Below are 14,222 nucleotides of genomic sequence, written 5' to 3'. Positions count from 1 at the left end.
ATCTCAATCTGTTACGATTTTTGGCGAGCGAGCATCATAAGAAATCGCATAAAGGGGTATCTCCATGTCAGATATATTAAATAACGTCAACACATACCAACTGTTGGATAAAATAGAAGAAAACATCTTTTTAACGGATTCCGACCATACCATTGTTTGGTTTAACCAATATGCGAGGGATCTTTTAGTAACCATCGGTCCCTATGTGAGAATAACAAATCCCGATGATTTCATTGGACTAAACGTCAGTTCCTTTCACGGGGAACGACAGGAAAAAATTCTTCGGGATGGTCCTTTTCCACACTCGGCACAAATCGTTCTTTTCAAAAAATTCAGTGCCAATATCATGGTGGATGAAATACTGAATGAAAGTGGAAAGCGAACAGGCTTTATCCTCTCATGGCAAGATGTAACGGAATATGAGGAAACGATCAAGGAAGGCAAAAAACTGCTTATGGAAATCGATACGCCGATAATCCCAACCGTCCACGATTCAACGGCTTTAGTGCCTATCATAGGAAAAATGACGCCCGACCGTTTAGAAACGATTCAATCTAAAATCCTGAACTATTGTAGAGATCACCAAATCGAGTATATCATCCTGGATTTCACTTCGTTTAAACATGACTTTGATATGTTCGAATTGGATGGTATCAATAAAATATTCAAGGCCCTGTCCTTAATGGGTGTGGAACCCGTCGTGGTCGGCATCGGACCAAAACTTGCTCAGTCGATCCTCCGATCTCGGATAGATATCGATTTTCGTCCCTTCAATTCCTTTAGGCAAGGCATTCAATATATCTTGGATACCAATGGATTTAAATTAATTAAAGAATAAAGAGAAGGCGACATCGCCTTCTCTATTATTTTGTTCACTTTTCAAGGTGAAAGTCCGTTATCGTGCATATTTTTCTGAATTTATATTTCCCGCTCATATCGCTGAACTGGTAATTCTTCAGCACGGTTTCAAGTTGACTCTTTAATGTATCTTCCGCCAAATATGAATCCATCTTTTCTTTCCAGTTTCCCGTTCCGATTAATGCATCGAATGGAACCGTGTTCAATACCTCATCATAAACCTGGATACTTTGGTCAATGCCAAAGCTGCCATAAATGGACCCATTTTCAGCAGCATAGATATGCTCCGATTCAAGTTCCTCGACCAGGATCTCGAAATACCCCTTGGATTCAACGGGGCAAACGGTAATCTCCGCTTCCGCCTTTACAGGACCGAATCTCTTATCTAGGATGTCAATCGTTAATGTAACATGTAACGGCTGGTACACCTTCTCAACTTCTGCACACAATTCTGCTACAGTATTCACTATCATTCACTCTCCCCCTTACTTTTGCTATTATTATATAACATTTTCTCCCCCTGACGCGTCTATTCAATCTCCCTTCGAAGCGATTCTTTCTTAATAACAGTACATTTTTCTCTTTAGCATAAAAGTGAATGTTGATAGTCTCTTCCTCACCTGGCCCCGATCTGCCAGACAACATACCAAAATGTCCATTTCCCATATCGACCATACTGGAATAACCGGACCTCGTATACTCGTATTTTCATCCTCTGCACAAAAAAAGCCAATGGATAGACGCATTGGCTTTTGGCATGCATGAAGCATTTTTATGGTTTTAACACGACTTTGATGCATTCATCTTCATGGTCGTTAAATATTTGATAAGCAGCACTCGCTTGGTCGAGCGGGACTTTATGTGAGATGATTTCTGTCGGATCGAACTCACCTTTTGTAATTTTATCAAAAAGCATCGGCATGTAGTGAATGACCGGGGCTTGTCCCATTTTCAGGTTAATGTTCCGTTCGAATAAATTACCAAGCGGGAACATATTATATTTGGATCCGTATACACCGGTCAGTTGGATCGTACCGAATTTCTTGACTGAGTTCATCGCAATCTCGATGGCACTTAATGTTCCGCCCTGAAGCTTGAGTTTTTGCTCGATGGCTTCAATGGTTGATTTTTTTCCGTCCATTCCGACGCAGTCAATGACGATATCCACTCCGCCTGAAGTGATTTCCTTAATATAGGCACCCATATTATTATACTCATCGAAATTATACGTCTCCACCTTGTTCATCTGTTTTGCCCGGTTCAGCCTGTAGGGAAGGTTATCGATGGCAATCACACGCTTGGCGCCTTTCATCCAGGCAAACTTCTGGGCCATCAAACCGATTGGTCCACACCCTAGAATGGCGACCGTGCTGCCTTCCTTCACACCCGCATTCTCCACACTCCAATAAGCGGTCGGGAGCACGTCCGACATGAACAGAAGCGCCTCATCCTCTAGTTCACACGACTCCGGGATCACGAATGGCATGAAGTTTCCGTATGGTACCCGCAAATATTCAGCCTGTCCGCCTGGATAGTTCCCATAACGTTCCGTAAAGCCGAAATATCCACCCGTATCGATTTCTTCATTACGGTTCGAATTATCACATTGGCTTTCCATATCATGTTCACAATAATAACAATGTCCACACGAAATATTGAAAGGAAGGACGACCCTGTCCCCTTTCTTTACCTTCGTGACTTCCGGTCCGACTTCCTCCACGATTCCCATCGGCTCATGGCCAATGACGTAATCCTTATGTGTCGGGAGCGCTCCCTGATAAATATGAAGATCGGACCCACAAATCGCCGTCGATGTCACCCGTACGATGATATCATCCTTCTGCTGTAATTTCGGATCCTCCACTTCTTTTACTTTTATATCCTTTGCACCTTGAAAAGTTACCGCCTTCATATTCAACCTCCTAATGGATTCTTATTACTTTTTTTATACCCGTCCATCTTACTAATATGTCCCCATTTGAAAATTTTCAAAGAAAATTTTGTAAAAAAATAAACTTCCACGATTCAATCAGGGCATACATTCCTACCTATTCCTATTGCCGCCTAACAACTTCCTTACTGACCTGCCTTTCATACTCTAGTAATAGACAGGAAATCAAAAGCTGAACACACACCCTATCTTTTCTGATTTACAAAGAACCAGGAAAAGATTACTATTAATTAAATAGAATTTTTAGAATAAGGTGATGTATGTTAAAAAACCATCAGTATTTTCAAAACCAACAACGATTCATTCTTAAGAGTTTCATGATTGTGTTGTCTTTATTACTAGTGGTGGGCATTTCCGTATCGCCAATAAGCTGGAAACATGACCCTATCGATATGGCTATACAAGTTTTCTTGATATCCGCCATCATACTATCTTTGTTTTTTTTCATAAAAAAAGACGAAAACAAATGGAAAACGATTTTCATTCTACTCATCACGATTTACCTATACCTGAAATTCTGGTTGTATCCAGATACCGCCATCATGATGGCCATGTTTGCCATGGCACCCTTAATCCCCATATTTTTATTTGATAAAATCGGATTTTACATTGTAGCTGCATCAAATGCCATACTCGGTCCAATTTTCATCCATTTCATTTCTCATACAAATTTACAATATACATATAAGTACGTCTCATTTGATAGTTTCGGAAATATCTTGAATTTCATCGCGATCCAGATCATCTTGGCCTTTGTGTTCATCAGTACAAACAACAGGATGAATTCCATAAATGCCTTTCATACTGAATTACAACAAGCCAAGCAATTGGATTCGGTCGGTCAGCTTGCTGCCACCATCGCCCACGAGATTCGAAACCCAATTACGGTCGTAAAGGGATTTGCCCAGCTATTGGATCAAGAAAAGGAATTGAACAAAACGGAAAAATTCTACGTACAAACGATGCTTACCGAACTGGAATTCACACAGGTCATTATCAATGACTATCTATCATTGGCAAAACCCCATACCGATAATATTGAGGTCATCCAGCTGAATCAGGAAATCCAGAAGACCTCTGACCTTTTGACCAGCTTTGCAAACAATCGTAATATAGGATTCCAACTACTATTCAAGGAAGATTTAATCATAAAGATCAATCCCATTGAGCTCAAGCAACTACTGGTCAACATTATGAAAAATGGCATTGAATCCATGAACAATCCAGGATTTATCATCGTCGAGACCAGTCAGGAACGAGACATGGCAAAAATCAAAATAACCGACACAGGCATCGGTCTATCCAAAGAACAGCTTGAAATAATCGGCACCCCCTTTTATTCACTGAAAGATAGAGGAACCGGTATCGGTCTGACAGTCTGCTATACCATTGCCCAAAAGTACAAGGGGAAAATCGTCGTTGAAAGCCAAGTGAATAAAGGAACTTCCTTTATTATTTATTTCCCTGTATATAAGGGATGAGTGTATTGATACTATAGGTACAAAGGGTGACCCGCTATCATAAGGTCATCCTTTTCTATTGGACGTTAAAACAATTTTTCCTTTTATTCCAACTAAAACTATAAGATTAATACATAAAAGATTGACAAACTCATCCAATCATTGGTAAGATGCATTCATACACAAACCACTTTCCAGAATAGACCATATAGTTAGACGTTCGGAATCAACTGGTCTACCAGAGATTCAACAAGAGGAAACTCTTTGTTGGATCTCTTTTTTGTTTCTTACGTCTTAAAAGTCGACTATTCAAGTAGGTAAAGTGTAATTTAAAACAAGGAGGGGACTTATTGAAGGAATAGTACCAGTTAAAAAGGTACGGTCTCTCGATTAGTATTAGCGGGATGTATTGTAAATGTCAGTGAAACCTCACTAGAAAATCAAACCATCTAAAAAATGGGACTTCTAGTTAGTGGAAAGAAAAAAGAAATTTTTCAAAGTGGATTTTTCTGAAACATCATGCAGCTATAGAGCGTAGTGGGTTTTTCCAGTGGTCCCCCCACTTTACCATATTTTTATTTGATAAGGTTATATCAAGGAGACATTCATTTCAAAAATTGAGGAGGAATATAGTATGACTGAAGTTAAGACAAAACAAGTCAAAGTGGTACCAGTAGCAGGAAGAATCGGAGCGGAGATTCAAGGTGTTCAATTAAGCGGAGACCTGGACCCGGCTATTTTTAACGAAATCAAGCAAGCACTGAACGAGCATAAAGTGATTTTCTTCAGAGGGCAACACCACTTAGACGATGCAGGCCAAGAAGCATTTTCCAGTCTATTGGGTGAACCCTACGCTCATCCAACCGTACCCGTAAAAGACAATACCAACTATATCTTCGAGCTCGATTCCAAACAAGGTGCCAAAGCCAACCATTGGCATACTGACGTCACGTTCGTTCCCGAAGTTCCCAAATACTCCATTCTAAGAGGCGTCACCATTCCAAATGTGGGTGGAGACACGGTTTGGGCGAATACGAATCAAGCATACGAAGACCTTCCGGTAGGTTTGCAAAAGCTTGCAGATGAAGCATGGGGTATTCATACAAATGAATATGATTATGCACAATTCAAACCAAGTGAAACGATTGATGATGAAGTGAAAAAGAACTATCGTGCCGTATTTGCATCGACCGTTTATAAAACAAGACATCCCGTAGTTCATGTGCACTCCGAAACAGGTAAAAAACATCTGTTACTAGGAGGATTTGCAGGCAGGATCGAAGGCTATTCCACAAGCGAATCCGAAAGACTACTAAGCATCTTTGATTCTTACGTCACGCGCTTGGAAAACACCGTACGCTGGCAGTGGACTGAAGGGGATGTCGTAATCTGGGATAACTTGGCCACTCAACATTACGCAATAGCAGACTACGAAGACCAACGCGTCGTACGCCGTGTCACAGTCGGAAAAGATATTCCCGTAAATCAGCAAGGCGAAGCCAGTAAGTTAATTAATAAGAAATAAGTGATAGTACGAGCCTCCCAGATATTTGTTTCTTCTCAGTATGTTGATAGGACTCCATGATCTTCATTTGAATTGTAAGACATTAAATCCGATTATTTTTCTATCCCTGAATTGTTTGTTAACCCCAAATCATTTAGAGCTAAAAAAAACCAACCTCCGATATTCCTATATCGGAGGTTGGTTCGTAGTTATTTCCCAACTTTAACTTTCGCCACTTTTGACTTATTCTTCGCTGCATCCTGGACGACAACATGCAATGTCGTATTGGCTTTTTGCTTTGGCACCTTGATTGAGAATGTGCCTTTCGCATTGACTTTACCCGATGCTACTTTTTCTTTTCCTTTATATATGGTGACCGTGGCTTTTTTCTCAGCTTTTCCCTTCGCGATAGTAGTTGCCGTTGTCACTTTTTCTACAGTCGCTGCTTTTGGAGCAGTTCGATCTAATACAACGCCTGTTTTCTTCGTTTTATTCCCGGCTTTGTCCTTGACGATCAATGTCCATTTCGTCTTGGCAGGGAGTTTGGCGATTTTTAATGTATACTTTCCATTTTTATAAACAGGCTTTGTATACGTCATTCCTTTTGCAGTGAATGTCATCGTCACATTTTTTTCGGTAACGATCGTGACAGCAGTCGTTTTATCTGTCACTGTAATGGGCTTAACGGTTGGCGCGGTGCGGTCGAGCACGGTAATCGTTTTTACCTTACTAGCCGTATAGCCTTTTAGTGTCGCAGAAAGAGATAACTTTGTACCCGCTTTTTGCTTGGAAATCTTCATTGTGTATTGCCCATTTTTATCCGCTTTTGCTGATTTGATATTCTTTTTACCATTTTTTAAGGTCACAACCGCTTTAGGCGTCGTTTTTCCTTTTACCATGGTTGTTTGATCAGTGACCGGTGAGATAGTCGGTACCTTTACTTCTTCTTTGATACCCGGAACCGGTGCTACCATCTCAGAGTCTTTACCGACTTTGAATAGTCCCGTATTCTTCGCTGATGCGATTGGTCCTTTAGGACTTGCGGCCAGTGCTAATTCTGCACGATATTGACCTTCCTTCAAAGATATATCCTTATCATCGATATGTCCGTAATATCTCAGACTGGCGTCTTCGAATACCTTATTATCCGCTTTATCGTAAATACGCAGTACAGGCTTGACACTTGAAGCTGAAGCCGTTGTTCCACCATGACTAATCGTATAGTCGCTCTTCACTGCTTTTTCAACAATTTGCCCGTTCGCTTGTTTTTCATAGGCAATGAGTGCATCGTCAGCTATGCTGAAGTCAGTCGACTGATTGACTAATACCGATGATACGGCATTCCCATATGCATCATTTATGGATGTATGACCGGAAAGCTTGTCTCCTTGAAGCAGTTTTGTTTTTGAGAGGGTAATATTAGCCTTGAAGTCGCCTCCAACCTGCCACTGGACTTGCTGCCCTTTTTGGAATGTTTGTTCACCTTTTGATAGGAAGTAGTTCCAAATGATATTCGCTGATTCATTGTCGCCAAGACCTAGTTGAACTTGTAAATCCATTTTTAAATTGGACGGTACATAAAAGGTATGACCAACGCGTAATGTTTTTATAAAGGACTGACTATATTCGTTGTACGGATAAATAATGGCCCCTCGTACATCGCTGTAGCCTGTTGCGTCAGCTGAGACCTTCACTTGGGCTAATTTCTCTTTATCGAAAACCACTGTATTCGTTTGGCCATCTTTCACTTGTACTGTAGGTTCAAGGAAATAATAGTTGGCCTTCTGGTTGTTTTCATCCGGTAATGAAACATAGTTCCCTTCCATGACGAAGTTTCCTGGTTCTAGATAAATTGAATCATACTTATAATTTTGTAAATTATTCGCCGTTACATAGGTTGTTTGACCACCTATTGTAACAGGCTTTTTAATCATCCAAAGTCTTGTAGAGACACCATCAAGCTTTTTGTCCCCATCCATCGCCGTCACCGCAACCTTTTGCATATTATCCGGAATGGAGATGTTCTTTAATTCATCTAAACTGGTGAACTGGCGGAATATATACGAGTATTCACCTGATGGCTGCATATAACGAATAATCGCCATGTTACCATTTTCTTCATCGCTTAATTCGAGATTGCTTGGTAATGATAAACTTTTCGTCGTATCCGTATTCTGACCCAGAGATTGGACCCATTCCGAATCGCCATCTTCCGTTTTCTCTAAACGATTGATCGTGATGTATGATGGAACATTATTACCACCCTTATTTTTTACCTGCATCGTCGTGCCTGAATCCTGCATGTCAATATTGATTGCCTTGTATAAGCCCTTTTTCGCTAAAGGGTTTTCATCTAACGTCAGTGAAATTTCATATTTTCCTTCTGTCACGTCCGAACTGCTCGTCACCCAGAAAGAATAGAAATAATATTGGCGGTTGGCTGGGTTTGTTGCGTTTTTCGCATGGCTATCAAGCATCACTTTATTATCAGATAGTCTCATAACTTTGTACTTCGAATAAATATCACCAAAGTTAATCGTTTCGATCTGTGCTTCATCATCCACAGTGGTCACGGTTTTTCCTGTATTCACATCTTTTTTATATAAAGCATCTTCTGAATGTAGGGAGCCTCGGTACATGCCCGCTAATTTATTGCCGTAATCATCACCAAATGTTTGCTTCGTGTAAAATGCTTTATCTAGTTTATACGCAATATTTGGATAAGGACGTTCAATGTACGTTAAGCCCCGTTGCTTGTAGTAATTTTTAAGTGATTCTTGATCCGGTTCAAATTTTGTAATATCGATTGAACCACCGGCTTTAATCACCGTCTTTTTATTTTTTTTGATGACGGCTTTTGTTTTATCATTCGCAAGGACGTAAACCCAGTTTTCCCCGCCATCCGGATCCTTCACTTCCGCATCAACCATATAATCGTAGTCACCCGGTGTGGCAAAGAATTTTTGACCAGTGATGACTTCGTCTGAACCGATTGCTTCTGAAATGGCATCATTATATAAATACAACACGCCATTTTCCAGTCCCTTTTCACGATTATCAATGGCCACTTCCCCAGCTTCACGGCTGTCAAAATTCAAAGTCTTCGTATCGTTCCCTACTTGGGCTGCTGTATTTGATAGGAAGTACGTTTTCCCCTCGGCCTTATGGTAGGAGAAAATATTATATGCGCCCTTATCTAAATAGACAGTCGGTGCCTCTTTCGCACCTTCCTCATTAATCATTGTCGTTGAACCTAATGTCATATCCTTTGCATCTTTCATGGCGATGAAGTATTGTGCACCTGGCAAACCTTTTCCTTCTTCATCCACCGTATTCAATGCGACTGGAACGGTATTTTCACTTTTTAACGTAATCGTTCCTGATGAAGCCACCTCACGTGAATACATGAACCACGAGTTACCTTTTGCCGTATCGAATTTCCCTTGTACAACAACTTGTAAGTTTTTCAAATCCGTACCCACATGGCTCGGTACACGAACGGCTCCTTCCGTATCTGTCGTGCCTGTCCACAATTCATTGTAGCCATGAGCATTTGTGTCATCCTCTTGTTCCACTTTTTCATACAATTTAACGGATGCACCTTTTGCGATTGTACCGCTTGGTGTCGTAACCGTGAACATGTAGCCTGATTGCGGGGCATTCATTACCTTCACTGATGTTTGAGTACGGGACAGTTCTTTACCATTCGAATCGAGTGCAACGGCAATTACCTGATGTGACCTGTCTGCCACCTTAGTCGTATCCCATTTGAATTGCACCGAGGTTTGACTCGCTGTCTTTACCTCACCGATGACATTTCCATCGTTTACTTCGTCTGTATAGAAAATAGTCTTACTTGTATTCGCATCATTAATCGCTACTTGTACAGTCGTGGTGCCAACGACATTCGCATTCTTTTTCGGTAAGACGAATGCTAATGAGGGAGTTTCCACATCATCCGCTAACGCGGCTTTCGCATTTAGCTTACCATGGCCCGTTTTCTCATCCCAGCCCTCTTCGTTCAAATCGATTGCCGTTGATGTTAATGCTTCTTCGACTTGACTCGAAGTCGCTTCTGGATGGTTGAGCTTATACAGCGCCGCAACGGCAGCGACATGTGGAGCAGCATAGGATGTACCAGAACCTGTAGAGTAGTGGCCTGCATCCGTACCTAAATCACCAAGTAATGAAGTACTTAAAACATTGACGCCTGGTGCCACGATATCTAAAGTGCTCCCATAATTCGAGCGTTCATACACTTGATCTTTTGTAGCAATGGCACCAACCGATAAGACATTCGGAAGAGCGGCAGGATAGGATGCATCTGCATTGCCGCCACCGTTACCTGAAGCAGCTACAACGACGACACCTTTGTCCGCCGCATTCTTTACGGCCTTTTCTATTGTCTCGCTATATTCACCGCTTATGCTCATATTGATGACATCAGCACCTTGCTCAACTGCATAATCAATACCTTGTGCAATATTGAAGGCATCCCCGACACCTGATTTATTCATGACCTTAACAGGGAGTATTTGGACATTCTTCTCACCTGCTATACCGGAAATCCCTTTTCCATTATTAGCATTCGCGGCAATGATCCCGGATACGAATGTACCATGACCTTGGTCATCCCCTTGAAACGCTGCATCATATCCTTCTACGAATGTTTTCCCCTCTAGTACACGGCCTGCTAAGTCTTCATGAGTACCTTGAACACCTGTATCAAGCACAGCTACTTTTACTAGATTGCTATTATCCTTGACGTTTTCCCATGCGCCCTGTGCATCGATGGCACTTAAGTTCCATTGGTTTTTATAATATGTATCATTTACATCTATAGTTTCAGCGGTTTGATATGTAACATTTTTCTCAACATATTCGACGTTATCCATCTTTTCAAGCTTTGTAATGGCAGTATTTGCTTCTTCAGCTTTTACATCATACAGCCCCAGTTGATTTTCCTCTTCTACATCTTCAACGCCTATGTTTTTCATTTGTTTTTTTGATAAGGCGGTTTTATTCGTTTTATATTTAACTATTAATTGATCGGTCTCTGTATTGGATTCCTCCTCCGCAGAAGCTATTGAACCGACTGGTAGAATTGCAGATGTGGCAAGCGTAATTGCTGCCATCGTTTGAAGCCAAGTTTTTTTCTGTCTCATAAAATAAGCTCTCTCCCTACTCATTACCGTATATGTGGTGGACCACACCAAACCATCATAGTCGAGAATGATTATCATTGTCAATAATTTTTCCGAAAAATCTAGCAGTATCATCCCTAATACCTAGATTCAATATTCAGCCCCATGCCCTGATATAGCTCATAGCTTGGAAAACAAAAAAAGCCCTATACTAAGAGGGCCAATCTGTAGAGATTTTCAATAGCTCCATTATGATATCAAGTAATGATTTCTCTTTATCCACATTTTTTAAAAATTAAGAATATTGAGTTTAGGAAAACCTAGCCTTCTCATTTATTTAGTCATCCCTTCTAACTTTTCAATCGTCTTATTGAATATGGATTGAGTGTCTATGATTATTTTTTGTAAATCTTCTGTTATCTCACTAACCTTCACTACGTCTAAAGTAATATTTTCTACATTGGAATTTATATTTTTTATGGCTTTATCAACATTTCCTGCTAATCTTCTAACTTCGTCTGCAACCACTTTAAAACCTCGACCTTGTTCCCCTACTCGAGCTGCTTCGATCGCTGCATTTAAGGCCAATACATTTGTTTGGAAAGAGATGGTTTGTATGATTTTAGATACATCACTTATTAAACCCGTTTGTTTTTTTAGTGACTCCACTGCTTGAATTTTCTCATTGGAATTCTCAACAACGATATTCACTAATTTTTCAGGCATATCTTTTAGCTGAGAAATGATTTTTATTGTGTTGTTTTCACGCTCTGTAATATCTGTTGCGATTTTAAGAACAGCATGGACTCTACCTTCTTCATTTAGGATGGGTATATAGGTGGCTTCGAGCCATAGGAGATTACCGGTTTTACCGACCCTTTGAATTTTTTCTTGAAACCTTTTTCCATTTTTGAGGGTAACCCATAATGATTCATATTCTCGGGTATTCCTGAATTCCGTTGTACAAAATTGATGATGCTGCATATTTTTCATTTCGTCAATTGTATATCCCAAGGTCATTGCAAAGTTTTCATTTACCCATATTACTTCTCTATTTAGATTGAATTCTATCATTGCTAAATTTGACTCCAGTGCAGCTAAAACGGATGTTTCATCCAATACTTGAGTGCTTATGTTAGTCCTTAAAGAAATGCTCATATCAAAAAACCCCCTGTTATTACGTTTAGTAATAATATTACAGGATAATGGGTAAGAACGCCTATACTGAACTCTTTATTTTTCAATTTAATCATGTCATTAGAAAATTTCAGGGCAATCCACCTAGCGTTTCAACCTATTTCAATTAGTTTCGTTCACTAAGAGCATTGCGTTTATCGCTTTGTTAAACGCATATAAAAACATTATGGTTCGAATTTTTGATAATCCAATCACCATAGTAAATAACAAGTAAGGGGAATGTCTTAAGTTATTGAAGAAAGAATTGCATAACCTGAATTGAGAATGGACATATTTCACATCCTTTCTGACGTATAATCTAAATCTCATGTTTATTAAATACAAAAAGGACCTCAACAATTAAGTTGAGATCCTTTTTGTATTTAATATCTTCGACCGTATGATACCCGAGGCCGGGGTCGAACCGGCACGCCTTGCGGCACTGCATTTTGAGTGCAGCGTGTCTGCCATTCCACCACTCGGGCAAAATTTGTTGGAGGCGGCAACCGGAATTGAACCGGTGATAAAGGTTTTGCAGACCTCTGCCTTACCGCTTGGCTATGCCGCCAACATTTTTGGAGCGAAAGACGGGATTCGAACCCGCGACCCCAACCTTGGCAAGGTTGTATTCTACCACTGAACTACTTTCGCATATGGCTGGGCTAGAAGGGATCGAACCTTCGCATGACGGAATCAAAATCCGTTGCCTTACCGCTTGGCTATAGCCCATTAATGTTATATTCATTATACCATCATTTTATTGAAAATGGGGCGACTGATGGGAATCGAACCCACGAATGCCTGAACCACAATCAGGTGCGTTAACCACTTCGCCACAATCGCCATAACAATAAAATTGGCAGGGGTAGTAGGACTCGAACCCACACCGGAGGTTTTGGAGACCTCTGTTCTACCTTTAAACTATACCCCTGTAAGATGGTGGAGGGGGGCAGATTCGAACTGCCGAACCCGAAGGAGCGGATTTACAGTCCGCCGCGTTTAGCCACTTCGCTACCCCTCCACGGATGAAACATGGTGCCGGCAAGAGGACTTGAACCCCCAACCTACTGATTACAAGTCAGTTGCTCTACCAGTTGAGCTACACCGGCACTACTATGGTGGCTCAGGACGGAATCGAACCGCCGACACAAGGATTTTCAGTCCTTTGCTCTACCGACTGAGCTACTGAGCCAAACAATTAAAAATGGCGGTCCCGACGGGAATCGAACCCGCGATCTCCTGCGTGACAGGCAGGCATGTTAACCGCTACACCACGGGACCATAGATTGCGGGGACAGGATTTGAACCTGCGACCTTCGGGTTATGAGCCCGACGAGCTACCGGACTGCTCCACCCCGCGATAATAATAATGTTACTATATGCCTCAAGTTTTCGTGTTAAGTGTTCCATTCATAAAGAAACAACTTGATGCTTTTTAAAAGAAATGGTGGAGGATGACGGGATCGAACCGCCGACCCTCTGCTTGTAAGGCAGATGCTCTCCCAGCTGAGCTAATCCTCCAATAAGTTATCGAAATGGTGACCCGTACGGGAATCGAACCCGTGTTACCGCCGTGAAAGGGCGGTGTCTTAACCGCTTGACCAACGGGCCAGGTATTAAATGGCGGAGAGCAAGGGATTTGAACCCTTGAGACAGGGTTACCCGTCTACACGATTTCCAATCGTGCTCCTTCGGCCACTCGGACAGCTCTCCAATATGGCTCCGCAGGTAGGACTCGAACCTACGACCGTTCGGTTAACAGCCGAATGCTCTACCACTGAGCTACTGCGGAACAATACAAGCTTGGCGACGTCCTACTCTCACAGGGGGAAACCCCCAACTACCATCGGCGCTGAAGAGCTTAACTGCCGTGTTCGGAATGGGAACGGGTGTGACCTCTTCGCTATCGTCACCAAACATTGTTGGTTAGCATTTTTTCAAGACATCTATTATTATATCATCTTTTTTAAAAAATGCAAGAAGAAATTTTCATTCCTTCAAAACTAGATAATATCAGAAGGTGTTCATCTTTTTAAAGCGTTGGTTAAGTCCTCGATCTATTAGTATCAGTCAGCTCCACATGTCGCCACGCTTCCACCTCTGACCTATCAACCTGATCATCTTTCAGG

At 41.3% G+C, this 14,222-nt stretch carries 7 protein-coding genes, 15 tRNA genes and 2 rRNA genes; 3 read left to right on the top strand and 21 right to left on the bottom strand.

The annotated features are described in order from the left end of the window. Positions 1 to 64 precede the first annotated feature (64 nt). Positions 65 to 838 (top strand): STAS domain-containing protein, encoded by a 774-nt coding sequence (locus ACIQXR_RS06695; RefSeq protein ID WP_402867470.1) that lies wholly within the window; start codon positions 65 to 67, stop codon positions 836 to 838. A gap of 34 nt (positions 839 to 872) precedes the next feature. Here the strand turns inward: ACIQXR_RS06695 and ACIQXR_RS06690 are convergent, their stop codons facing one another. Continuing rightward, positions 873 to 1,331, bottom strand: coding sequence for a hypothetical protein (locus tag ACIQXR_RS06690; RefSeq protein WP_402867469.1), 459 nt, complete (start codon positions 1,329 to 1,331; stop codon positions 873 to 875). A gap of 299 nt (positions 1,332 to 1,630) precedes the next feature. Next, positions 1,631 to 2,770, bottom strand: a complete 1,140-nt coding sequence (locus tag ACIQXR_RS06685) for a zinc-dependent alcohol dehydrogenase (RefSeq protein WP_402867468.1) — start codon at positions 2,768 to 2,770, stop codon at positions 1,631 to 1,633. A gap of 362 nt (positions 2,771 to 3,132) precedes the next feature. Here ACIQXR_RS06685 and ACIQXR_RS06680 point away from each other — a divergent pair, with 362 nt between their 5' ends. Together ACIQXR_RS06680 and ACIQXR_RS06675 are read left to right on the top strand one after the other, a co-directional pair. After that, positions 3,133 to 4,290: an ATP-binding protein gene (locus ACIQXR_RS06680; RefSeq protein WP_403079763.1), complete on the top strand. Its 1,158-nt coding sequence runs from the start codon at positions 3,133 to 3,135 to the stop codon at positions 4,288 to 4,290. A 613-nt stretch (positions 4,291 to 4,903) separates the two neighbouring features. Then, positions 4,904 to 5,794: a TauD/TfdA dioxygenase family protein gene (locus ACIQXR_RS06675; protein WP_402867466.1), complete on the top strand. Its 891-nt coding sequence runs from the start codon at positions 4,904 to 4,906 to the stop codon at positions 5,792 to 5,794. A gap of 188 nt (positions 5,795 to 5,982) precedes the next feature. Here ACIQXR_RS06675 and ACIQXR_RS06670 read toward each other — a convergent pair whose 3' ends face one another. From ACIQXR_RS06670 to ACIQXR_RS06575, 19 genes are all read right to left on the bottom strand, one after another. Further along, a complete protein-coding gene (locus ACIQXR_RS06670; protein ID WP_402867465.1) occupies positions 5,983 to 10,938 on the bottom strand; it encodes a S8 family serine peptidase in 4,956 nt (1,651 codons plus the stop codon). Positions 10,939 to 11,250: 312 nt separating this feature from the next. Beyond that, entirely contained in the window at positions 11,251 to 12,075 is an 825-nt protein-coding gene (locus ACIQXR_RS20545) for a methyl-accepting chemotaxis protein (RefSeq protein WP_427651229.1), read from the bottom strand. A gap of 422 nt (positions 12,076 to 12,497) precedes the next feature. Then, positions 12,498 to 12,578, bottom strand: a tRNA-Leu gene (locus tag ACIQXR_RS06655). A gap of 9 nt (positions 12,579 to 12,587) precedes the next feature. Next, a tRNA-Cys gene (locus ACIQXR_RS06650) sits at positions 12,588 to 12,661 on the bottom strand. 8 nt (positions 12,662 to 12,669) lie between these two features. After that, positions 12,670 to 12,744: transfer RNA gene (locus ACIQXR_RS06645), tRNA-Gly, on the bottom strand. Positions 12,745 to 12,747: 3 nt separating this feature from the next. Next, positions 12,748 to 12,822, bottom strand: a tRNA-Gln gene (locus ACIQXR_RS06640). A gap of 38 nt (positions 12,823 to 12,860) precedes the next feature. Next, positions 12,861 to 12,936 (bottom strand) — tRNA-His (locus ACIQXR_RS06635). A 14-nt stretch (positions 12,937 to 12,950) separates the two neighbouring features. Then, positions 12,951 to 13,024 (bottom strand) — tRNA-Trp (locus ACIQXR_RS06630). Positions 13,025 to 13,030: 6 nt separating this feature from the next. After that, a tRNA-Tyr gene (locus ACIQXR_RS06625) sits at positions 13,031 to 13,114 on the bottom strand. Between the two features lie 12 nt (positions 13,115 to 13,126). Then, positions 13,127 to 13,202, bottom strand: a tRNA-Thr gene (locus tag ACIQXR_RS06620). Positions 13,203 to 13,209: 7 nt separating this feature from the next. Beyond that, positions 13,210 to 13,285, bottom strand: a tRNA-Phe gene (locus tag ACIQXR_RS06615). A gap of 13 nt (positions 13,286 to 13,298) precedes the next feature. Beyond that, positions 13,299 to 13,374, bottom strand: a tRNA-Asp gene (locus ACIQXR_RS06610). A gap of 5 nt (positions 13,375 to 13,379) precedes the next feature. Next, positions 13,380 to 13,453: transfer RNA gene (locus ACIQXR_RS06605), tRNA-Met, on the bottom strand. 85 nt (positions 13,454 to 13,538) lie between these two features. Then, a tRNA-Val gene (locus ACIQXR_RS06600) sits at positions 13,539 to 13,614 on the bottom strand. Between the two features lie 15 nt (positions 13,615 to 13,629). After that, positions 13,630 to 13,704: transfer RNA gene (locus tag ACIQXR_RS06595), tRNA-Glu, on the bottom strand. A gap of 10 nt (positions 13,705 to 13,714) precedes the next feature. Continuing rightward, positions 13,715 to 13,806, bottom strand: a tRNA-Ser gene (locus ACIQXR_RS06590). A gap of 4 nt (positions 13,807 to 13,810) precedes the next feature. After that, a tRNA-Asn gene (locus ACIQXR_RS06585) sits at positions 13,811 to 13,885 on the bottom strand. 9 nt (positions 13,886 to 13,894) lie between these two features. After that, positions 13,895 to 14,010: ribosomal RNA gene (rrf, locus tag ACIQXR_RS06580) — 5S ribosomal RNA — on the bottom strand. 123 nt (positions 14,011 to 14,133) lie between these two features. Then, positions 14,134 to 14,222: ribosomal RNA gene (locus tag ACIQXR_RS06575) — 23S ribosomal RNA — on the bottom strand; the annotation flags it as partial.

Source organism: Peribacillus sp. NPDC097224, assembly GCF_044761985.1.
GTDB lineage: Bacteria > Bacillota > Bacilli > Bacillales > DSM-1321 > Peribacillus.
This window is presented reverse-complemented; position numbering and strand designations above follow the sequence as displayed.